Source organism: Streptomyces sp. NPDC005017, assembly GCF_042873115.1.
Lineage (GTDB): Bacteria > Actinomycetota > Actinomycetes > Streptomycetales > Streptomycetaceae > Streptomyces.
The window spans coordinates 17666-38139 of the sequence record NZ_JBIALD010000044.1 but is presented as its reverse complement, the minus strand read 5'-3'; the positions used below and the strand labels follow the sequence as shown (position 1 = coordinate 38139).

The window sequence follows — 20474 nt, the reverse complement described above, 5'->3', positions numbered from 1 at the left end:
GGGGGGCCCGCCGGGGGCGGCCCGGCTCCCGCCCCACCCCCCCGGTTTGGGGGGGGGGGGGGGGCCGGGCGCCCCCCCCCCCCCCGCCCCGGCCCCGCACCACCCACCCACCCACCCACCCACCCACGTAACGCGCTACACCGGCCGGCCGCCGCAGGCATCACCTCACCCCGTCCACCCCGGATCCCGCCCGCTCAACCCCACCGCGCGCGCCAGCACCGAAGCCCCCTCGGCGACAGGCACCACGGGCCCGAACGCCCCTGCCCCCCGCCCGGGATCCTCCTCCGCCGCCGCCAGCAGAAACCCGTGCGCCGACCGCAACGCGGCCTCGTCCGGCTCGTACACCTGCCCCGTCGCCCGAGCGAGATCCCACCCGTGGATCACCAGCTCGTCCACGACCACCGCCCCGGCCACCGCCCCCGGCAGATCCACGGCCCCGGCCCTGGTCATCCCCGACCACGCCGCCGGCTCCCGCCAGGCCGCCGCCAACTCGTCCAGTGCCCGAGGCAGCTCCGACCGCCACCCCTCCCCCACATCCGGCACGTGATCCCCGGGACTCGTGTCCGTCGTAGGCCCCAGATCCTTCCGCGCGGCATCCCGGAACGCGACGGACAGCCCGTACAGATGCCCGAGCAGATTCCGTACCGCGTACGCCGGACACGGCGTCTTGTCGGCCAGCTGCTCCTCCCGCACCCCGGCCACCAGCCCCGCCACGACCCGCACCTGCGGCCCGAGATCAAGGATCGTCGGTTCACTCATGAGCTCCAGCTCCTCCGTACAAAGGGACGCACAACCACAGGAAGGACTCCCCCCGCACCGAAAACTCATCGCTCACGACCTCAGCCACGACCACACCACCCCACCCCACGCCACGCCGATTCAGAACCCCCCGACCACCCCCCGCACCGCGTCGAGATCCGCGTCGGACGCCAGCCCGGCGTGATAAAGCCGCAGCTCGTTCGCGCCGAGGGCCCGCGCCGCGGCCACGTCGGCCCCGAGGACGTCGGGCCGTCCGCCCATCCCCGACACGACGGTGAGGTTCGCGGCGACGACGGCGCCCGCGACCCCCCGCTCGGCGAACGGCACGACCGCTCCGGCCCCGTCCGGCCCCGCCCCGCCCGTGCAGGGCACGACGACCCCGTCGGCGACACCCAGGACGTGCCCCGGGTCCACCCCCGCGTTGGCGCCGCAGTGGTAGGACACGGGATCGGCGTGCAGCAGCACCTGGAACCCGGCGGGCGCCGCCCCGCGCACCGCCGCGACGACGGACTCCTGGAGCCCGCGGGCGACACCGTCCCGCCACGCGCGCGTGCCCCCCGCCCGGGCTTCGCCGAGGAGCTTCTCCACCCCGGCCCACCCCCCGTCGGAGGCGGCGGCCCCGCGCCACACGGGTCCGAGCGCGCTCCGTACCGCGGCCGCCAGCGCGTCGGGGTCGAGCCCGAGCCCGTCGTACCCGGCCCGGCAGTCCGCACAGAAGCAGAGGGACATCAGATACTGCCCGGCGTCCCCGAGGCCCACCCCGGCGGTCTTGTCGTGCGCGTGCAGATGGGCGAGCCCGTACCACCCGAGGGACTCCAGCTCGGTCCCGCGCGCACCGGGCCGTACGGCGGCCTCGACGGCGAGGTCGACGAGGTACGCGCGCGTGGCGGGCCGGGCGATGCACGGGGCCCACGGGTAGCGGTCGCCGTAGGCGTTGACGACGGAGGTCTCGGGGTGCTCGGCGCCGAGCCGGGAGTTGTGGGCGAGGACGACCCAGGTGTGCACCTCAAGCCCGGCTTCGGCGAGCGAGGCGGCCGCCTCGCCGTAGGCGTCACCGGGCGCCCAGTCCCCGGCGGGGTGGGGCCGCAGCTCGCGCCCGGCCCATCGCGGGGCCATCGGGTAGAGGACCGCGGCGTACTCCGCGGTGACGACCCGGTGCCGGGGATGGCGCGGCGTGAGGGCGCGCGTGGAGTGGTACGCGGAGGCGAGGGTCACCTGCGGCACGCCGAGCCCGGCGATCCACGAGGGGGCCGCGGGATCGCCGTTGACGTCCCAGGGATAGACGAACGCGGACGCCTTCACGCCCCGCCCTCCCTCACCAGCGCGTACCCGCGCTCGATCAGCTCACCGAGCAGCTCGACGTGTTCGTCAGCCGGCTCCTGCAACGGGGCCCGCACCCCGCCGACGTCCAGCCCCCGCAGCCGGACCCCCGCCTTGACGAGGGAGACGGCGTACCCCCGCCCCTGGGCGCGCAGTTCGACGAACGGCCGGAAGAACCCGTCCAGCAGCCGTTCGACGACGGCCCCGTCCCCGGTCTCCAGACCCTGGTGGAAGGCCTGGGCGAGCTCGGGCGCGAAGCAGAACACGGCGGACGAGTAGAGCGGAACCCCGATGGCCCGGTAGGCGAGCTGGGTCTGCTCGGCGGTGGGCAGGCCGTTGAAGTAGAGGAAGTCGGCCACCTCGCCGCGCACGGCGCTGACGATCCTCTGCATGAGGTCGAGGTCGCCGAGCCCGTCCTTGAGCCCGATGATCCCGTCGGTGCGGGCGAGCCCGAGGACCGTCTCGGGTGTGAAAACGGCGTTGTCCCGCTGGTAGACGACGACCGGCAGGGGCGTGGCGGCGGCGATCTCCCGGTAGTGCCGCAGCAGCCCTTCCTGCCCGGCGACGACGAGGTAGGGCGGCATGGCGAGGAGTCCGTCGGCCCCGGCACCGGCGGCGAGGGCCGCGTAGCGCACGGCGAGCGCGGTGCCGTAACCGGTGCCGGCGACGACGGGGACGCGCCCCGCGGCCTCCTCGACGGCGGCGCGGACGCAGAGCTCGTACTCCTCGGGGGTGAGCGCGTGGAACTCACCGGTGCCGCAGCAGGCGAACACGGCGGCTGCACCGGCCTCGACGCCCGCGCGCACGTGCGCGCCATAGACGTCGAGGGCGACCGTGCCGTCGCTTCCGTAGGCGGTGACGGGAAAGAACAGGGGCCCGCCGGGGATGCCGAGCCGAGAGGCTAGAGGGGCTGGCGTCACGTTGCTCTCCCTTGATCAGGTGCTCAAGCCTGTGACCATCGTCTATATTTCTGAACGCAGCCTAAAGATCTCCACCAAACAGGTCAAGCAGCCGACACCCCCGACACCGAACGGGCCAACTCAAGCCACAGCCAGACGGCCCCACACAACACAACCGGACCACGCCGACCCCCGGCCGCCCCCCAACCCGACGCAACAGATCCGCCCCGCCCCCCACTTGACGGGGCACCGGACGAATCCCTACCGTGTCCACGCTTGTGAATATGGTCCACACATCCGACCAAGCCCCCGGAGACCGCGGATGCCCGCACCCGGCACAACACCGAACACACCAGGCACCGCACCCACCACCGCGAGCACCGCACCTGGCACAGCCCCCGGCACCACACCGCGCACCACACCCCACCCCGCCCCCGGAACCCCCCGCACCGTCCTGCTCACCGGCGCGGCCGGCGGCCTCGGCACCCTGATGCGCGGCCTGCTGCCGGAGTACGGCTACGACCTGCGCCTGCTGGACATGCGGCCCGTCGAGGACGCCCCGGGCTCGATCGTCGCGGACCTGGCGGACCGGGAGGCCGTGCGCGAGGCCGTGCGGGGCGTCGACGCGATCGTCCATCTCGCGGGCATCTCCCTGGAAGCCTCCTTCGACAAGATCCTCAAGGCGAACATCGAGGGCACGTACCACCTCTACGAGGCGGCCAGGGAGGAGGGCGTGGGCCGGATCCTCTTCGCCTCCTCCAACCACGCGGTCGGCTACACCCCGCGCCCGCAGGGCGACGCCCCCCTCGTCCCGATCACCACGCCGCACCGCCCGGACACCTTCTACGGCCTGTCCAAGGCGTTCGGCGAGGACCTGGCACAGTTCTACTGGGACAAGCACGGCCTGGAGACGGTGTCGGTGCGCATCGGCTCGTGCTTCCCGGAGCCGACCAGCGTGCGCATGCTCTCGGTCTGGATGAGCCCCGCCGACGGCGCCCGTCTCTTCCACGCGGCGCTGACCGCCGAGCACGTCGGCCACACGATCGTCCACGGCTCCTCCGCCAACACCCGCCTGTGGTGGGACCTCACCAGCGCCCGCTCCCTCGGCTACGACCCCCAGGACGACTCGGAGCCGTACGCCGAGAAGCTGATCGCGGAACAGGGCGACCTCGACCCCGCCGACGAGGCCCACGCCCGCCTGGGCGGCCACTTCGTCACGGACCCGCCGATCTGGCCGTACTGAAGGACGGCCACGGAGTACCGCGTCTACAACCAGTCCGGCGCCTGAGGACGGGCCCCGCCCCCCTCAGCCCGTCCGGCGCCTGAGGACAAACCCCGCCCCCAGCCCGTCCGGCGCTCGAGGACAAGGCCTGCCCAGGGCCGACCGGGGTCGAAGGGGCGGAGCCCCTCGAGGACGGGACGGGTAGGGGCGGCGGGGGCGAAAACCAATGGGCCCCACCCCCCACCACCCCTACCATCCCGACCATGCCCCATCCCACCGGCTTCGCCTACGAGACCCACCCCGACGGCACCGTACTGATCACCCACCACGGCCACCCCGCCACCACCCTCCGCGGCCCCCGGGCCACCCGCTTCCTCACCGAGGTCACCACCGACCCCCAGCTGGTCATGGCCCGCTGGACCGGCAACTACAAGCGCGGCAACGAACGCACCGCCCGCAACCACCCCCGCAACCGCCGCTGACCCGATCGGCGGCCAGGTAAGGGAACGGCAAAACCCCTTCGCTCGTTCACGGGGCATGACAGCTATGACCCCCGGCTCGAACATCCCGCTGAACGCCGCCCGCGTGACGGTCGACGTGACCGCCCCGGTCCGGCTGGACGTCTCGGGCCTGCTGCTCACCGCCGACGGCAAGGTGCGCTCCGACGACGACTTCATCTTCTACAACCAGCCGGCCGGCCCCGGCGTGACCTACCGCTCGGGCGGCGGCTCCGCCCCCGACGCCATCGTGGTCGACACCGCCTCCGTCCCCCCGGGCATCGAGAAGATCGTGGTCACCGCGAGCCCGGACGCGGCAGGCCAGAGCTTCCAGGGCATCGAGCCCACCGCCACCATCCGCAACGCGGACGACCAGAGCGTCCTGGCCACCTTCACGCCCCCGCAGCTCGGCAGCGAGACGGCACTGGTGATCGTGGAGGTCTATCTGCGCGGCGGCGTCTGGAAGGCCCGCGCGGTCGGCCAGGGCTACGCCAACGGCCTGGCCGGCATCGCCACCGACTTCGGCGTCACGGTCGAGGAACCGGCCGCCCCCGCCCAGCCCGCGGCACCCGCCCAGCCCGCCGCGCCCGCCACTCCCCCGGCCCCGGCCTGGCAGCCCCCCGCGGCCCAGACCCCGGTACCCCCGGCCACTCCCCCGGCACCCCCCGCCCCTCCGGCTGCCCCGCCCGCCGGCGGGAAGATCAACCTCGACAAGGGCCGGGTCAGCCTCCAGAAGAACCAGACCGTGTCCCTGGTCAAGGGCGGCCGCCCGCTGCTCTCCCAGGTCAAGATGGGCCTGGGCTGGGAGCCGGCGTACCGGGGCAAGGACATCGACCTGGACGCCTCGGTCATCGCGTTCGGCCCTCAGCGCAACCACATCGACAGCTGCTACTTCGGCAAGCTGACCATCGTCGGCGGCGCGATCCGCCACTCCGGCGACAACCTCACCGGCGAGGGCGGCGGCGACGACGAGGTGATCACCGTCGACCTCGGCCGTCTCCCGCAGGAGGTCAGCGGCCTGGTCTTCACGGTGAACTCCTTCTCCGGCCAGAAGTTCACGGAGGTCGCCAAGGCGTACTGCCGTCTGCTGGACGCGGCCACCGGCGAGGAACTCGTCCGCTTCGACCTCACCGGCGCCGAGCCGCAGACGGGCGTGATGATGGCCAAGCTGATCCGCCAGTACTCCGGCGAGTGGGAGATGACGGCGATGGGCGACTTCGTGAAAGCGCGCACGGTCCGCAACATGGTCAAGCCGGCGGGCCAGGCGCTGTAACCACCCGCCCCACCGCAGGCCACAGCGGCCACGGCGGCCAGATCAGCCACAGCCAGCACTCTCGTCGCAGGGCAGGGGCGCCCCAGCCAGGGGCGCCCGCCGCGCTCAACCCCACGGCCTCAACTCCGCGACCTAGCCCCACGGCCTCAACCCCGCGACCTCAGCCCCTCCGTCTCAGCCCACGGCCTAACCCCACGACCTCAACCCCTCCGCCTCAGCCCCTCCATGAGGAGGGAGACATAGCGGCCGACACGCTGCTCCTGGTCGTCCGCGAGGTCGGAGGCACTGGCCAGCCCGAGGGCCAGCCGCAGCACGTCCAGGGGCTCCACGTCCGCGCGCAGGGTCCCCTCGCGCCGGGCCGCCTCGACCAGCCGCCCGGCCGCGTCCCGGAGGGTGCTGCCGCAGACGGTGGCCGCGGCCCCCTGAGCGGCGGCCGCGCCCAGCAACGCCCGCAGTCCGCGGATCTGGATCGTGCCGAGGCCGAGTTCCCGCATCCATTCCGCGAGCGCCTCGCCCGGTGGCAGCAGCTCGCCGATCTCGTCGGCGCGGGCCGCCAGCGCCTCGATACGGTCGACGTAAGCGGCCTCCAGCAGGGCTTGGCGGGTCGGGAAATGCCGGTAGAGCGTCCCCGAGCCCACACCGGCCCGTTTGGCGATCTCGTCGAGCGAGGCGTTCTCACCGTGTTCGGCGAAGAGTTCGGCGGCGACCCGCAGAAGCCGCTGATGGTTGCGGCGGGCGTCCGCCCGCTTCGGCAGGGCGGCCGCGCCGTCCCGGCCGGCCGTTCGGCCCCCCGCTCCCACCTGCGACATTCGGCTGCTCCTCACGGACCGGGGACCGTCCCCGCATCCTATCGCCGCCGTCACCCGGTCAGGCCCGCGCGGGCCACCTGGTGTCCTCCACCGTACGTGCCGGGCGGAGTCGGACAGGACCGCGTTCGATACGCGTGAAGTACGCCATGATGAATTCCCCCGAATTCGCTGTGGTTTCCGAGGGAGACGCGACGCGGAAGGCGATGGATCCGCGTATTTCGAGCCGATGGAAAATGGGCCGGATTCGTTTCCCGACCGTGTCGCCGACCGACCGGGCACCCGGTTTTCGCGGCGCCTCCCGAGTTCCCACTCTAGGAGGGCGCCATGGCCCGGGCGAGTCAATAAAGGACCGTCGACCGCCGTGCGGGACACGGCGGTCGCGGCACCGGAAGGGTCAGTTCCCCTGCTGGGAACGGGCCTTGAAGGCGGCCTTCCGGGCTTCCTTGGCGACCTTCTTGTCCGGGTGCAGCCGCCCCATCGCCTCCAACACGTCGGCCGTCGCGGGGTGGTCCACCCGCCAGGCCGCGGCGAAGAAGCCGCTGTGCTGCTCGGCCAGCCCCTCGACGAGCGCCTGGAGTTCCTCGGAGTTCCCCTCGGCGGCGAGCTGCGCGGCGACCGTGTCGACGGTCAGCCAGAACACCATCGCCTCGGACGGCGCGGGCACGTCCGCCGCGCCGCGCTCGGTGAGCCACACCCGGGCCAGTCCGCCGAGTTCGGCGTCGTCCAGGACCTCGCGCAGCGCGGGTTCGGCCTCCGGGCCGACCAGGGACAGCGCCTGCTGGCAGCGCAGCCGGCGCAGCGGTCCGCCCGTGTCGGCGCCGCGCGCGGCGGCGAGGAGTTCACGGGCCGCGTCGAGGGCCTCCCGGCGGGCGAGCCACTGCTCGGTCTCGGCCTGCGCGGCCCGCGGCCCGAACCCGGCGGTGCCGTCCAGCAGCGTGTCCGCGCCCTTGTCTGCGAGCTCACCGACGGCCGGGGCGGCGAACCCGGCCTCCAGCAGCCGCGCCCGCAGCCCGTACCGGCCGAGCGGGGTGAGCCGGACCATGCCGTAGCGGGAGACGTCGGTGTCGTCGACGGACTCGGGTCCCTCGGGGTCGTCGACGTCGGCCATCAGCGCCTCGTCGACGGGCCGGTACTCGACCAGGCCGACGGGTTCCAGCAGCCGGAACTGGTCGTCGAGGCGCATCATCGCGTCGGAGACCTGCTCCAGCACGTCGTTGGTGGGTTCGCCCATGTCGCCGGGGACGATCGCGGACGCGGCGAGCGCGGGCAGCGGCACGGGGGCGTCGCCGGGGCCGTCCTCGCTGACGGTGAGCAGATAGAGGTTGGCGAGGACGCCGTCGAGGAAGTCGGCGTCGGCCTGCGGGTCCCAGTCCAGCTCGGAGAAGTCGACGGTGCCGCCCTCGTCCAGGGCGTCGACCAGGCCGTCGAGGTCGGGCACGCTCGCGTCGGCGATCAGCGCCTCCAGGGCGTCCTGCCAGATCCCGAGCACCTCGTGCGGGGAGCCGGAGGTGAGCAGGGCGAGGTCGGCGCCGGCCGTGACGGTGCCGGTCTCCTCGTCGGTGATCTCGACGAGTCCGGTGTCGACGGCGACCTGCCAGGCCTCGGCGGTCTCCGCGGCCGCGTCGTCGCCGTCGAGTCCGAGGGTCTCGGCGGCGGCGGGGAGCTGCTCCTCGGCCAGGCCGCCGCCGGCGTCGACACGGGTGTCGGGTCCGGCCCAGCGGGCGAGCCGGGCGGCACGGGACAGCACCGGCGTGGACAGCGCGGCACGCGCCAGCTCCGCTTCGGACGCAAGCCGCACGGGCGGCAGGGGGGTGCTGTCTGACATGAGCCTGCTTCTCCTAGGGCACCTGGACGGCCGTACGGCACTCACGACGGCGGTGAACTGGGCTCAGCCTAGACGGATTTCCACCCATGCCGCCCGGTTCATCTGCCCGTCAGGCGCCGTACATGGCCGAAACCTTGACAACTGGCGGGGCCAGGCAGGAAATTGACGCGCGTAGAAAGAGGGGGAACACCTGTGCACCGACGCTGTCCGCGTCCCGGTGTCCCGGTCCAGAGACCTCACCGCCCTCGTCCCGGCGCCAGACCAACGTCCCCGGAGGGATCCCTTTGCCGAGCAAGTCTTCCGCGCGCCTCGCCGCGCTCACCGTCGCCGCCGTGTGCTCCGCGGCGTCCACGGTCGTGCTGACGTCGCCCGCCCACGCCGACGCCGTGCGTGTCCACGACATCCAGGGCACGACCCGGACGTCCCCCTACGCGGGCCGACAGGTCGCCGACGTGACCGGAATCGTCACCGGCGTGCGGACCTACGGTTCCTCGCGTGGCTTCTGGATCCAGGACCCGGAGGCGGACGCCGACCCGGCCACCAGCGAGGGCGTCTTCGTCTTCACCGGCTCCACCCCGAAGGGCGTGGCCGTGGGCGACCTGGTGAAGGTCTCCGGCACGGTCACCGAGTTCGTGCCGGGCGGCGCCGCCTCGGGCAACCAGGCGGTGACCGAGATCACCAAGCCGGTGACCACCGTGGTCTCCAGCGGCAACGCCGTCCCGGCCGCCGTCGTCCTGGACGACGGCTCCGTCCCGGACGCCTACGCCCCGGAGGGCGACCCCGCCGCCGGCGGCTCGGTGAACGGCCTGGCCCTGAAGCCGTCCTCGTACGCGCTGGACCTGTACGAGTCCGTGGAGGGCATGAACGTCCAGGTCGCCGACGCCCGTGTGGTCGGCGCGACCGACCCGTACACCGAGCTGTGGGTGACGGTGAAGCCGCAGGAGCGCGACAGCCGCCGCGGCGCCACGGTCTACGGCTCCTACGCCACCCAGAACAGCGGCCGGATCCAGGTCCAGTCGCTCGGCAAGCCCGCCGACTTCCCCGTCGCGAACGTCGGCGACACCCTGGCCGGTGTCACCGCCGGCCCGCTGGACTACAACCAGTTCGGCGGCTACACGCTGATCGCGGACCGGCTCGGCACCCTGGAGAGCGCCGGTCTGGAGCGGGAGACCACGCGCAGGCAGCGGTCGGGCGAACTGGCGGTGGCCACCTACAACGTCGAGAACCTCGACCCGTCCGACACCAGCTTCGACGCGCACGCGAGCGCGATCGTGAACAACCTGAAGTCGCCCGACATCGTGTCCCTGGAGGAGATCCAGGACAACAACGGCGCGGTGAAGGACGGCACGGTCGCCGCGGACCAGACCGTGCGCAAGCTGATAGACGCGATCGTCGCGGCGGGCGGCCCGGCCTACGACTGGCGCTCGATCGACCCGGTGGACCTCGCCGACGGCGGTGAGCCGGGCGGCAACATCCGCCAGGTGTTCCTGTTCAACCCGCGGCGGGTGTCCTTCACCGACCGCGCGGGCGGCGACGCCACCACCGCGGCCGGAGTCACCGAGGTGCGCGGCAAGGCGGCCCTGACCGTCTCGCCGGGCCGCATCGACCCGGCGAACGCCGCCTGGGCCAACAGCCGCAAGCCGCTGGCCGGTGAGTTCGTCTTCCGTGGCCGTACGGTCATCGTGGTCGCCAACCACTTCAACTCCAAGGGCGGCGACCAGGGTCTGACCTCGCAGTTCCAGCCGCCGGCGCGCAGCTCGGAGACCCAGCGCCACGCGCAGGCGACGGTCGTGAACACGTTCGTCAAGGACGTCCTCGCCGTGCAGCGCAACGCGGACGTCGTGGTCCTCGGCGACATCAACGACTTCGAGTTCTCCGGCACCGCGAAGATCCTCGAAGGTGACGGCGAGCTGTGGTCGGCGATCAAGTCGCTGCCGCGCACGGAGCGTTACTCGTACGTCTACCAGGGCAACGCCCAGACGCTGGACCAGATCCTGGTCAGCCCGTCGGTGCGCCGCGGCTGCGCGTTCGAGTACGACAGCGTGCACATCAACGCGGAGTTCAACGACCAGATCAGCGACCACGACCCGCAGGTGCTGCGCTTCTACCCGTGAGGTCTCCCGGGGCCGTCCGGCACTCCCGTCGGCCGGCCCCGGTCCGGCCGGCCGCCGCCCCCCTCCCCAGCCGCTCGGGGAGGGGGCGGCGCGCCGTTCCTGAAGCACCGCTTAGCCGTATCTCGTAGGAGATTTAAGTGGAGCTTCACCGAGGTCGCGCCGAGACTGCCTCCATGACGCCTCCTCCCTTCGGCCGCGCCCTGTGCGCGATGATCACGCCCTTCACCGAGTCGGGCACCCTCGACCTCGACGGCGCGCAGCGGCTCGCCGACCGGCTGGTGACCGAGGGCTGCGACGGACTCGTGCTGTCCGGCACGACGGGTGAGTCGCCGACCACCTCGGACGCCGAGAAGGCCGAGCTGATCGCGGCGGTGCGGGAGGCGGTGGGCTCGCGGGCCTCGGTCGTCGCGGGCGTCGGCACCTTCGACACCCGGCACACCGCCGAACTCGCCCTGCGGGCCGAGAAGTCCGGCGCGGACGGGCTGCTGGTGGTCTCGCCGTACTACAGCCGGCCGCCGCAGGACGCGCTGGAGGCGCACTTCCTGGAGGTCGCGGACGCCTCCGGCCTTCCGGTGCTGCTGTACGACATCCCCGGCCGCACCGGCACCCGGATCGAGGCGGACACCGTCCTGCGCCTCGCCGAACACCCGCGGATCGTCGGCGTCAAGGACTGCTCCTACGACTTCCTGGCCGCCCAGAAGGTGTTCTCCCGCACGGACCTGGCGTACTACGCGGGCTGCGACGAGCACAACCTCGCACTGTACGCGGTGGGCGGCGCCGGGTACATCAGCACGGTCGCCAACGTGGCCCCCCGCCATCTGCGGTCCGTACTGGACGCGTTCGACGCGGGCGACACCGCGGGAGCCGCCCGGCTCCAGCAACGGGCCACCGAGCTCATCGAGTCGATGATGTCGTCCGGGCTGCCCGGCTCGGTCACCGCCAAGTCCCTGCTGAACGCCCTCGGTCTGCCCGCCGGCCCGGTACGCGCCCCGCTGCGCCCCGCCGACCCGCGAGCGGCCGACGGTCTGCGGGCGGCCTACGACCGGCTCACCACCGGCTGAATCACCGACCGGCCGCCTCGACCAGGCCGGAACTTCCCGCCCGTGAACGCCGAAACGGCCCGGAGCCCGCACCGCGTCCCCGCGATACGAGCCCCGGGCCGCTCCGAGACACCGGCCTGCCGTCAGTTGTGGCTGTGCAGGATCTCGTTCAGGCCGCCCCACTCGGCGTTGTTGGGGACCGCCTGGACGGCGCCGGTGACGGAGTTGCGGCGGAAGAGGATGTTGTTGGCGCCGGAGAGCTCGCGGGCCTTGACGGTCTGGCCGTCGGGGAGGGTGACCTTGGTGCCGGCGGTGAGGTAGAGGCCCGCCTCGACGACGCAGTCGTCACCCAGGGCGATGCCGACACCGGCCTCGGCGCCGACCAGGGAGCGCTCGCCGATGCGGACGCGCTCCTTGCCGCCGCCCGACAGGGTGCCCATGGTGGAGGCGCCGCCGCCGATGTCCGAGCCGTCGCCCACGACGACGCCCTGGGAGATACGGCCCTCGACCATGGAGGTGCCGAGGGTGCCCGCGTTGAAGTTGACGAAGCCCTCGTGCATCACCGTGGTGCCCGAGGCGAGGTGCGCGCCGAGGCGGACCCGGTCGGCGTCGGCGATACGGACGCCGGCCGGGGCGACGTAGTCCGTCATGCGCGGGAACTTGTCCACACCGAACACGCTCACGTGCACACCGCGGGCGCGGGCCGCCAGGCGGACCGTCTCCAGGGTGTCCACGGCGACCGGGCCGAGCGAGGTCCAGGCGACGTTGGCGAGCAGGCCGAAGATGCCGTCGAGGTTCTGCTCGTTCGGCTTCACCAGGCGGTGCGAGAGCAGGTGCAGCCGCAGGTAGGCGTCGTGGGTGTCGAGCGGCTTGTCGTCCAGCGAGGAGATGACCGTGCGGACCGCGACGACCTCCGTGCCGCGGATGCCGTCCTTGGCGATCGCGGCCACCGCGTGCTCGCCGAGCAGCGCGGCGGTGCGCTCGGCGTCCAGCCGCTCGGTGCCCGCGGGGCCGGGCTCGTCGGTCAGCTCCGGGGCGGGGAACCATGTGTCGAGGACGGTGCCGTCGGCGGCGATCGTGGCGAGGCCGGCGGCCACGGCGCCGGTGGTGCGGGGAGCAGTCGTGTCGGTCATGAGGGAAACCTAACGTGACCCGGCCGCCCCGGGCCAACCGCCCACGGCCCGTCTCACGTGCCGGTCGGCGGTGCCCCGCAGGCCGACGGCCTCACGCTTCCCGCCCCCCGGCCAACGGCCTCCCGCCTCCCGCCTCCCGCCTCCGAGCCAACGGCCTCCCGCACCCCGAGCCAGCGGCCTCCCGCACCCCGAGCCGACCGCCTCACGCACCCCGCCCCCCGGGCCGACCGCCTCACGCACCCCGCCCCCCGGGCCGACCGCCTCACGCACCCCGCCCCGCGGGTCGGCCGCCTCACGCACCCCGCCCCGCGGGTCGGCCGCCTCACGGTCGCCTCCCCCCGGGCCGACCGCCTCACGGCCGCCTCCCCCCGGGCCGACCGCCTCACGGTCGCCTCCCCCCGGGCCGACCGCCTCACGGCTGCCGCCCCTTCTTCCCCACCACGGCCACCGCCTCCCGCGACCCGCTGATCAGCGGGTCGCCCTTCCGCCAGCCGTCGCCGTCCGACCCGGCCAGGTAGCGGAAGCCGCGGTAGAGGTACGTCACCGGGTCGAGGAGGGTCTCCTCGCGGTCCGCCGAGGGGCGGGTGCCCCCGAGGTAGAGGGCGATCGCGCCGCGCCCCGTGACGTCGGTGACGTCGGCGGCCCGCACGCCGGGGACGGAGGCCAGGGCCCGGTAGACCTTGGCGAGGTCGTCGGGGTCGTAGGCGTAGGCGCGGGAGAGGACGGTGGTGAGGGCGCGGTACTCGTGCTGGACACGGGTCTCCGTCGAGTCGGTGGCGTCGTAGAACTGCCGGGCCCGCGTCCTGATCTGCCCGACGTCGTCGGGCAGCGTCCGCAGGAACTCGTACTGCTCCCGGGGTGAGTGGTCGTCACCCTGCTTGCCGTTCTCGAAGGCAGGGTCGGCGTACTTCGTCCACCGCTCGTCGGTCCGCGGCCCCGGATCGTCGTCGGTCAGGTTGCTCTCCACGGTCCGGGAGTAGATCCACTGCCCCTCGCGCGCGGTCCTGCCCGGTCCGGCGGCGATCACGTCCGCGGCCTGGTTCAGCAGGTCCTTCGCGCTGCCGAGCTCGATCGTGTACGAGGGCCGGGAGCCCGCCCGGGTGTCCTCGGAACCGCCGCCGGCCACGTGCGTGCCGACCAGCGCGACCGCGGTGATCGCCGCGGCGCCCACCGCCGCGAGCCGCCAGTCGCCCCGCAGGCGGCGGGAGCCGCGGGCCGCCTCGCGCAGCAGCCGGTCGCGGCCGGCGACGAGGTCGGGGCGGGAGCCGACGGGCGCCTCGGAGCGCAGGTCGCGGACCGCCGTCATCTCGTCCATGTCAGACCACCTCCGTGGGGTCGAGGGTGAACGCCGGGTCGGCGCCCAGGGCCGAACGCACCTTGCGGCGGGCGCGGTTGAGCCGTGAGCGGACCGTGCCGACGGGGATGCCGAGCGCCTCGGCGACCTCCTGGTAGCTCAGGTCGGCCCAGGCCACGAGCAGCAGCACATGGCGGTCGCCGGCCGACAGGGCGGCCAGGGCCCCGGCCAGCGGGAGCTGCGCGCTCCCGGCGGCGAGCCGTTCGTCGGCGCGCTCCGACCAGGACTCGGCGACCGGGTCGTGTCCGGTGCGGGCCAGCGCGCGCAGGGCCCGGACCTCGGCGCGGCGGTGCTTGCCGATGAGGTTGCCGGCGATGCCGTAGAGCCACGGCCGGGCGTTGCCCCGGGTGGTGTCGTAGCGGGCGCGGCCGCGGAAGGCGATGAGGAACGTCTCGGCGGTGATGTCCTCGGCCGGGCCCGTGCCCAGACGGCGTGCCGCGTACCGGTGGATGTCGGGCGCGTAACGGTCGTACAGCCGCGCGAACAGCTCGGGCTCCTCCAGCGACTGGGCGACCAGGTCGCCGTCCTCGCGCAGCACCGGCGGTCCGGTCACGTGGCCTCCAGGGAACGGGTTCTGCTTGAGCATGTCACCCGCTGTTCCCCGATCCCCGGGTACGGGTTCACGGGACGGTTTCACGCCCCCCGCAGCACCCGCCCCAGCATCTCCCGCGCGTACGCCTCGTCGTACGGCGCCCCCGTCAGCAGCACCTGGAGGCACATCCCGTCCAGCATCGCCACCAGGGCCCGCGCGGTGACGGGGTCGGTGTGGGCGGCGAGGAGCGTGCCGACGCCGTGCGCCCACTCGGCGGCGACGGGCCGCAGCGCGGGCCGGCGCAGGGCGGCGACATACAGCTCGTACTCCAGCTCCACTCCCTCCCGGTCGCCCGCGAGCCACTCGCCGGTCAGCGCGGCGAGCCGTGCGGCCAGATCGGTGTCCGGGTCGTCGAGCCCGCCGCACTCGGCGATCAGCGCGGTGAAGCCCTCGCCGGTCTGGCGCAGGGCGGCGACGAGGAGGTCGTCGAGGGTGGCGAAGTGGTACGTCGTCGAGCCGAGCGGCACATCCGCCTCGGCGGCGACCGTGCGATGGGTCAGTCCGGCGATGCCGCGTTCCCCCACGACCCGGATCGCCGCGTCGATGATCCGCTGCCGGCGCTCGGGGTCGTGCCGCCGGGGCATCAGTGCGCACCTCCCGTGTTGAGCACGACCACCCCGACGATGATCAGCGCGATCCCGGCGGCCTTGGCGGTGTTCATCCCCTCCCCGAGGAAGAGCACGCCGATGGTGGCGATCACGGCGGTGCCGACCCCGGACCAGATCGCGTACGCCGTGCCGACCGAGACCGTCCGCAGCGTCTGGGCGAGCAGCAGGAAGGACACGACGTAGCCGAGCGCGGTCAGCACGGACGGCAGCAACCGGCTGAAGCCGTCGGTGTACTTGAGCGCGGTGGTGGCGCAGACCTCCGCGGCTATGGCCCCGGCCAGCAGTAGGTATCCCATGTGTACAAGCGTACGCAACGGTCGCCTCCGGCCTTCGGGGCGGCCTTCGCCTCCCGTTCACCCCGTACGACCCGCCATGTCCGTGATGCGCATCCGATCCACCGCATGACGCGCGTGGATCGCCGCGTACTCAACACGCTCCGGACATCGCCCGGTCACGCTGGACGCCTAAGAATTCCGCGACCAGTCGCTCACGCTCGACCAGGCGTCAAGTACTCCCGGATCTCCGCCCGTCGAAAGGACGCGCCACGACCCGCGGGTCGCCCGCATCACCCCGTGCCCCGGGGCGCTCCATGAACGCGTGAAGGGGCGGCACCCCCTTGACAGGGTGCCGCCCCTTCCACGCCGTCGGGCGGGTCTCAGACGTTGAAGCCGAGCGCGCGCAGCTGATCGCGGCCGTCGTCCGTGATCTTGTCCGGGCCCCACGGCGGCATCCAGACCCAGTTGATGCGCAGTTCGCTGACGAGGCCGTCCGTGGCGGACTTGGCCTGGTCCTCGATGACGTCCGTCAGCGGGCAGGCCGCGGAGGTCAGGGTCATGTCGATCGTCGCGATGTTCGCGTCGTCGATGTGAATGCCGTAGATCAGGCCGAGGTTGACGACGTCGATGCCCAGTTCGGGGTCGACGACGTCGTACAGGGCCTCGCGGACCTCCTCCTCGGAGGCCGGCTTCATCTCCACGGTGTCGCTCATGCCGTCTTCCTTTCGGCGTCGGCTCCGCCCAGGGCTTGCGCCGTCGCGTCCTTCCACGCCATCCAGCCGAGGAGGGCGCACTTGACCCGGGCCGGGTACTTGGAGACACCGGCGAACGCGACCGCGTCCTCCAGCACCTCCTCCATCGCGTCGTCGGGCTCGATCCTGCCCTTGGACTGCATCAGCTCCAGGAAGGTCTCCTGGATCTTCTGCGCCTCGGAGACGTCCTTGCCCACGAGGAGCTCGTTCAGCACGGAGGCCGAGGCCTGGCTGATGGAACAGCCCTGGCCCTCGTACGAGACGTCCTCGATCTTCGTACCGGCGTACTTCACGCGGAGCGTGATCTCGTCCCCGCACGTCGGGTTCACATGGTGCACCTCGGCGTCGCCGTCCCGCAGACCACGCCCATGGGGGTTCTTGTAGTGGTCCAGGATGACTTCCTGGTACATCGAATCCAGCTTCATGCGATCGCTCGTCCCGTCAGCCGAAGAAGTTCCGGACGTGCTCCAGCCCCTCGACCAGCGCGTCGATCTCGGCCGGAGTGGAGTACAGATAGAACGACGCTCGGGTGGTCGCGGGAATTCCGTACCGCAGGCAGACCGGGCGGGCGCAGTGATGGCCGACCCGGACCGCGATGCCCTGCTCGTCGAGCACCTGGCCCACGTCGTGCGGGTGGATGTCGCCGAGGGTGAAGGAGATCGCCGCGCCCCGGTCCTCGGCCGTGGTGGGGCCGATGATCCGCAGGTCGGGGACCTCCTGGAGACGCTGGACGGCGTACTCGGTCAGCGCGTGCTCATGGGCGAGAATCCTGTCCATGCCGATCGAGCCGAGGTAGTCGATGGCGGCGCCGAGGCCGACCGCCTGGGCGATCGGGGGCGTGCCCGCCTCGAACTTGTGGGGTGCCGGGGCGTAGGTCGAGGAGTGCATGGACACCGTCTCGATCATCTCGCCGCCGCCCAGGAACGGAGGCAGGTCCTCCAGGAGTTCCTGGCGGCCCCACAGGACGCCGATGCCGGTCGGGGCGCACATCTTGTGGCCGGTGAAGGCCACGAAGTCGGCCTGGAGGGCCTGTACGTCCAGCGGCATGTGCGGGGCGGCCTGGGAGGCGTCGATGCAGACCAGCGCGCCGACCTCCTGGGCGCGGCGCACGATCGCCTCGACCGGGTTGACCGTGCCCAGGATGTTGGAGACCAGCACGAAGGAGACGATCTTCGTCTTCTCGGTGATGACCTCTTCGATGTTGGACAGGTCCAGGCGGCCGTCGTCGGTGAGACCGAACCACTTCAGCTTCGCGCCCGTGCGCTGCGCGAGCAGCTGCCACGGCACGATGTTGGAGTGGTGCTCCATCTCCGTGATGACGATCTCGGTCTCGCGGTCCACGCGGTAGGGCTCGTCGGCCCAGCCCAGCATGTTCGCCACGAGGTTGAGCGACTCGGAGGCGTTCTTGGTGAAGATCACCTCGTCGCGGCTGGGCGCGTTGATGAACTCGGCGACCTTGTCGCGCGCGCCCTCGTACAGCGCCGTGGCCTCCTCGGCGAGGACGTGCACGCCGCGGTGGACGTTGGCGTTGCAGCGCTCGTAGTACTCGCTGAGCGCGTCGAGCACCTGGCGCGGCTTCTGGCTGGTGGCCGCGTTGTCCAGGTACACGAGCTTCTTGCCGTCGTGGAGCACCCGGTCCAGGATCGGGAAGTCCTTGCGGAGCGCCTCTGCGTCGAGGAGGCCCGGCATCTGTGTCACTCGGATGCGCCACCCTTCGTGTAAGCCTCGTAGCCCTCCGCCTCGAGCTTGTCGGCGAGCTCGGCACCGCCGGACTCGACGATCCTGCCGCCGGCGAACACGTGGACGTGGTCGGGCTTGATGTAGCGCAGGATGCGCGTGTAGTGCGTGATCAGCAGGGTGCCGACCTCGCCGGTCTCGCGGACGCGGTTGACGCCCTCGGAGACGACGCGCAGGGCGTCGACGTCGAGGCCGGAGTCGGTCTCGTCGAGGATCGCGATCTTCGGCTTGAGCAGCTCCAGCTGGAGGATCTCGTGGCGCTTCTTCTCACCGCCGGAGAAGCCCTCGTTGACGTTGCGCTCGGCGAAGGAGGGGTCCATGTTGAGGCGCTCCATGGCCTCCTTGACCTCCTTCACCCAGGTGCGCAGCTTGGGGGCCTCGCCGCGGATCGCGGTGGCGGAGGTGCGCAGGAAGTTGGAGACCGAGACGCCGGGGACCTCGACCGGGTACTGCATGGCCAGGAAGACACCCGCGCGGGCGCGCTCGTCGACGGACATCTCCAGGACGTCCTCGCCGTCGAGCAGCACGGTGCCGCCGGTGATCGTGTACTTCGGGTGGCCCGCGAGGGAGTAGGCCAGGGTCGACTTGCCGGAGCCGTTGGGGCCCATGATGGCGTGCGTCTCGCCCTGCTTCACGGTGAGGTCGACGCCCTTGAGGATCTCCTTCGTGGCGTTGTCGGCCTCGACGGTGACGCGCAGGTCTCGGATTTCAAGCGTAGCCATGGGTGCCTCAGGACTCCTGGTTGAGGGAGGCGCTTACGTCGACAAGGACGCTGCCCCCTTCGATCTTTACGGGGTAAACGGGAACGGGGCGCGTCGCGGGAAGGCCGGACGGCTTGCCGGTGCGGAGGTCGAAGCTGGAGCCGTGCAGCCAGCACTCGATCTGGCAGTCCTCCACCTCGCCCTCGGACAGCGAGACGTTCGCGTGCGAGCAGATGTCGTGGATCGCGAACACCTCGCCCTCGGTGTGCACGAGGGACACCGGCGTGCCGTCGAGTTCCACCCTCTTCGGGGTGTCCTCCTCCAGCTCGCTCAGCGCACAGGCGCGTACGAAGGTCATGCGACCGACGCCTCCAGCTCCTCTTCGATCTTGGCGAGGAGGCGCTCCTCGATGTCGGCGACACCGATCTGCTGGACCAGCTCGGCGAAGAAGCCGCGGACCACCAGACGGCGGGCCTCGTGCTCCGGGATGCCGCGGGCCATCAGGTAGAACAGCTGCTCGTCGTCGAAGCGGCCGGTGGCGGAGGCGTGGCCGGCGCCCACGATCTCGCCGGTCTCGATCTCCAGGTTGGGCACCGAGTCGACCCGGGCGCCGTCGGTGAGCACCAGGTTGCGGTTCATCTCGTAGGTGTCGGTGCCCTCGGCCGCGGCCTCGATCAGCACGTCACCGATCCACACCGCGTGCGCGTTGTCGCCCTGGAGCGCGCCCTTGTAGACGACGTGGGACTTGCAGTGCGGGGTGTTGTGGTCGACCAGGAGGCGGTGCTCGTGGTGCTGGCCCTTGTCGGTGAAGTACAGACCGAACAGCTCGGCCTCACCGCCGGTGGAGGCGTAGGAGACCCGCGGGTGGATGCGGACCAGGTCGCCGCCGAAGGTGACCACGATGTGCTTGAAGCCGGCGTCGCGGCCGACCAGCGCGCTCTGCTGCGCGACGTGCACGGCGGTGTCGTCCCAGTCCACGACGGTGACGACGGTCAGCTTGGCGCCGTCGCCGACGACGTACTCCACGTTCGCGGCACGGACGGTGTCGCCGGTGTGGTCGATGACGACGGTCGCCTCGGCGAAGGCGCCGAGCTCGAAGACGGTGTGGCCGTAGGTCACACCGCCCTCGCCGTGCAGACCGAGGCGGACCGGCTCGCTCAGCACGGTGTCCTTGGGCACGGTGACGACCGTGGCCTGCTCGAAGGCGGAGTACGCCTGGGCGGCGACCCGGTCCACCGGCGTGCCGGCCCGGCCGAGCCGGGCGTCGTCGCGGCCGACGGTCTCGATGGTGACGCCGTCGGGCGCGGAGAACTCGGCCTTGATCGTGCCGCCGGGAAGCGCGGTGCCGTCGTGCAGGCCGCGCAGCCGCTCCAGCGGGGTGAACCGCCACTCCTCCTCGCGGCCGTGCGGCACGGGGAAGTCCGCCACGTCGAAGGACGGGGGCGCGCTCATGCGCGTGGCGACGGTCGACTCGGCGGCGACCGCGATCGCGCCGGCGGTGGTGGAGCCCACCGGGTTGTTAGGAGCCTCAGCCATGGCTGTCGGTCTGCTCTCTTTCCTACGT

Annotated in this window: 21 protein-coding genes; 5 read left to right on the top strand and 16 right to left on the bottom strand. The window is 72.4% G+C overall.

Translation table 11 applies throughout. The features are described 5' to 3' along the window. Positions 1-165 precede the first annotated feature (165 nt). The 3 genes from ACFYR0_RS36650 to ACFYR0_RS36640 form a co-directional block, all read right to left on the bottom strand. On the bottom strand, positions 166-759 hold the full coding sequence (locus ACFYR0_RS36650) for a TIGR03086 family metal-binding protein (protein ID WP_389338340.1): 594 nt from the start codon (positions 757-759) through the stop codon (positions 166-168). A 120-nt stretch (positions 760-879) separates the two neighbouring features. After that, complete coding sequence (locus tag ACFYR0_RS36645) at positions 880-2061, bottom strand: hypothetical protein (protein WP_389338337.1); 1182 nt, start codon at positions 2059-2061, stop codon at positions 880-882. Further along, entirely contained in the window at positions 2058-2999 is a 942-nt protein-coding gene (locus tag ACFYR0_RS36640; protein ID WP_389338334.1) for a 5-dehydro-4-deoxyglucarate dehydratase, read from the bottom strand. The genes ACFYR0_RS36645 and ACFYR0_RS36640 overlap by 4 nt, the downstream gene beginning before the upstream one ends. A gap of 301 nt (positions 3000-3300) precedes the next feature. Between ACFYR0_RS36640 and ACFYR0_RS36635 the strand changes: the two genes are divergently transcribed. From ACFYR0_RS36635 to ACFYR0_RS36625, 3 genes are all read left to right on the top strand, one after another. Further along, positions 3301-4221: an NAD-dependent epimerase/dehydratase family protein gene (locus tag ACFYR0_RS36635; RefSeq protein WP_389338331.1), complete on the top strand. Its 921-nt coding sequence runs from the start codon at positions 3301-3303 to the stop codon at positions 4219-4221. Positions 4222-4463: 242 nt separating this feature from the next. Beyond that, positions 4464-4682: a hypothetical protein gene (locus tag ACFYR0_RS36630; protein WP_386379390.1), complete on the top strand. Its 219-nt coding sequence runs from the start codon at positions 4464-4466 to the stop codon at positions 4680-4682. A gap of 64 nt (positions 4683-4746) precedes the next feature. Next, the gene (locus ACFYR0_RS36625) at positions 4747-5970 is read left to right on the top strand and encodes a TerD family protein (protein ID WP_389338343.1); all 1224 of its coding nucleotides are present in this window, start codon (positions 4747-4749) and stop codon (positions 5968-5970) included. A gap of 200 nt (positions 5971-6170) precedes the next feature. Here ACFYR0_RS36625 and ACFYR0_RS36620 read toward each other — a convergent pair whose 3' ends face one another. Both ACFYR0_RS36620 and ACFYR0_RS36615 read right to left on the bottom strand, forming a co-directional pair. Continuing rightward, entirely contained in the window at positions 6171-6779 is a 609-nt protein-coding gene (locus ACFYR0_RS36620; RefSeq protein WP_389338328.1) for a TetR/AcrR family transcriptional regulator, read from the bottom strand. A 394-nt stretch (positions 6780-7173) separates the two neighbouring features. Next, positions 7174-8604 (bottom strand): hypothetical protein, encoded by a 1431-nt coding sequence (locus ACFYR0_RS36615; protein WP_389338325.1) that lies wholly within the window; start codon positions 8602-8604, stop codon positions 7174-7176. Between the two features lie 284 nt (positions 8605-8888). Here ACFYR0_RS36615 and ACFYR0_RS36610 point away from each other — a divergent pair, with 284 nt between their 5' ends. Both ACFYR0_RS36610 and dapA read left to right on the top strand, forming a co-directional pair. After that, positions 8889-10718 carry an endonuclease/exonuclease/phosphatase family protein gene (locus ACFYR0_RS36610; protein ID WP_389338322.1) on the top strand — a complete coding sequence of 610 codons (1830 nt, stop codon included), beginning with the start codon at positions 8889-8891 and terminating at the stop codon, positions 10716-10718. 173 nt (positions 10719-10891) lie between these two features. Beyond that, positions 10892-11779, top strand: coding sequence for a 4-hydroxy-tetrahydrodipicolinate synthase (gene dapA / locus ACFYR0_RS36605; RefSeq protein ID WP_389338319.1), 888 nt, complete (start codon positions 10892-10894; stop codon positions 11777-11779). 122 nt (positions 11780-11901) lie between these two features. Here the strand turns inward: dapA and dapD are convergent, their stop codons facing one another. From dapD to sufD, 11 genes are all read right to left on the bottom strand, one after another. Beyond that, positions 11902-12891, bottom strand: coding sequence for a 2,3,4,5-tetrahydropyridine-2,6-dicarboxylate N-succinyltransferase (gene dapD, locus ACFYR0_RS36600; protein ID WP_386379380.1), 990 nt, complete (start codon positions 12889-12891; stop codon positions 11902-11904). A 412-nt stretch (positions 12892-13303) separates the two neighbouring features. After that, a complete protein-coding gene (locus ACFYR0_RS36595; RefSeq protein WP_389338315.1) occupies positions 13304-14206 on the bottom strand; it encodes a CU044_5270 family protein in 903 nt (300 codons plus the stop codon). Between the two features lies 1 nt (position 14207). Beyond that, positions 14208-14798: an RNA polymerase sigma factor gene (locus ACFYR0_RS36590; protein ID WP_389338312.1), complete on the bottom strand. Its 591-nt coding sequence runs from the start codon at positions 14796-14798 to the stop codon at positions 14208-14210. 80 nt (positions 14799-14878) lie between these two features. After that, positions 14879-15421, bottom strand: coding sequence for a TetR/AcrR family transcriptional regulator (locus tag ACFYR0_RS36585; RefSeq protein WP_389338309.1), 543 nt, complete (start codon positions 15419-15421; stop codon positions 14879-14881). Further along, a complete protein-coding gene (locus ACFYR0_RS36580) occupies positions 15421-15741 on the bottom strand; it encodes a DMT family transporter (RefSeq protein WP_389338306.1) in 321 nt (106 codons plus the stop codon). Before ACFYR0_RS36580 ends, ACFYR0_RS36585 begins: the two co-directional genes overlap by 1 nt. Before the next feature lie 359 nt (positions 15742-16100). Next, on the bottom strand, positions 16101-16433 hold the full coding sequence (locus tag ACFYR0_RS36575; protein ID WP_386379375.1) for a metal-sulfur cluster assembly factor: 333 nt from the start codon (positions 16431-16433) through the stop codon (positions 16101-16103). After that, the gene (gene sufU / locus ACFYR0_RS36570; protein ID WP_389338301.1) at positions 16430-16897 is read right to left on the bottom strand and encodes a Fe-S cluster assembly sulfur transfer protein SufU; all 468 of its coding nucleotides are present in this window, start codon (positions 16895-16897) and stop codon (positions 16430-16432) included. Before sufU ends, ACFYR0_RS36575 begins: the two co-directional genes overlap by 4 nt. 16 nt (positions 16898-16913) lie before the next feature. Further along, complete coding sequence (locus tag ACFYR0_RS36565; protein ID WP_389338298.1) at positions 16914-18170, bottom strand: cysteine desulfurase; 1257 nt, start codon at positions 18168-18170, stop codon at positions 16914-16916. After that, on the bottom strand, positions 18167-18931 hold the full coding sequence (sufC, locus tag ACFYR0_RS36560; RefSeq protein WP_389338295.1) for a Fe-S cluster assembly ATPase SufC: 765 nt from the start codon (positions 18929-18931) through the stop codon (positions 18167-18169). Before sufC ends, ACFYR0_RS36565 begins: the two co-directional genes overlap by 4 nt. Positions 18932-18938: 7 nt before the next feature. Further along, entirely contained in the window at positions 18939-19268 is a 330-nt protein-coding gene (locus ACFYR0_RS36555) for a bifunctional 3-phenylpropionate/cinnamic acid dioxygenase ferredoxin subunit (protein WP_386379371.1), read from the bottom strand. Next, positions 19265-20446, bottom strand: coding sequence for a Fe-S cluster assembly protein SufD (gene sufD / locus ACFYR0_RS36550; protein ID WP_389338292.1), 1182 nt, complete (start codon positions 20444-20446; stop codon positions 19265-19267). The genes ACFYR0_RS36555 and sufD overlap by 4 nt, the downstream gene beginning before the upstream one ends. Between the last annotated feature and the right edge of the window lie 28 nt (positions 20447-20474).

Coding starts and splice junctions, on each gene's coding strand:
- ACFYR0_RS36650 (WP_389338340.1), bottom strand. CDS start 759: ATGAGTGAACCGACGATCCTTGATCTCGGGCCGCAGGTGCGGGTCGTG.
- ACFYR0_RS36635 (WP_389338331.1), top strand. CDS start 3,301: ATGCCCGCACCCGGCACAACACCGAACACACCAGGCACCGCACCCACC.
- ACFYR0_RS36630 (WP_386379390.1), top strand. CDS start 4,464: ATGCCCCATCCCACCGGCTTCGCCTACGAGACCCACCCCGACGGCACC.
- ACFYR0_RS36625 (WP_389338343.1), top strand. CDS start 4,747: ATGACCCCCGGCTCGAACATCCCGCTGAACGCCGCCCGCGTGACGGTC.
- ACFYR0_RS36620 (WP_389338328.1), bottom strand. CDS start 6,779: ATGTCGCAGGTGGGAGCGGGGGGCCGAACGGCCGGCCGGGACGGCGCG.
- ACFYR0_RS36615 (WP_389338325.1), bottom strand. CDS start 8,604: ATGTCAGACAGCACCCCCCTGCCGCCCGTGCGGCTTGCGTCCGAAGCG.
- dapA (WP_389338319.1), top strand. CDS start 10,892: ATGACGCCTCCTCCCTTCGGCCGCGCCCTGTGCGCGATGATCACGCCC.
- dapD (WP_386379380.1), bottom strand. CDS start 12,891: ATGACCGACACGACTGCTCCCCGCACCACCGGCGCCGTGGCCGCCGGC.
- ACFYR0_RS36595 (WP_389338315.1), bottom strand. CDS start 14,206: ATGGACGAGATGACGGCGGTCCGCGACCTGCGCTCCGAGGCGCCCGTC.
- ACFYR0_RS36585 (WP_389338309.1), bottom strand. CDS start 15,421: ATGCCCCGGCGGCACGACCCCGAGCGCCGGCAGCGGATCATCGACGCG.
- ACFYR0_RS36580 (WP_389338306.1), bottom strand. CDS start 15,741: ATGGGATACCTACTGCTGGCCGGGGCCATAGCCGCGGAGGTCTGCGCC.
- ACFYR0_RS36575 (WP_386379375.1), bottom strand. CDS start 16,433: ATGAGCGACACCGTGGAGATGAAGCCGGCCTCCGAGGAGGAGGTCCGC.
- sufU (WP_389338301.1), bottom strand. CDS start 16,897: ATGAAGCTGGATTCGATGTACCAGGAAGTCATCCTGGACCACTACAAG.
- sufC (WP_389338295.1), bottom strand. CDS start 18,931: ATGGCTACGCTTGAAATCCGAGACCTGCGCGTCACCGTCGAGGCCGAC.
- ACFYR0_RS36555 (WP_386379371.1), bottom strand. CDS start 19,268: ATGACCTTCGTACGCGCCTGTGCGCTGAGCGAGCTGGAGGAGGACACC.
- sufD (WP_389338292.1), bottom strand. CDS start 20,446: ATGGCTGAGGCTCCTAACAACCCGGTGGGCTCCACCACCGCCGGCGCG.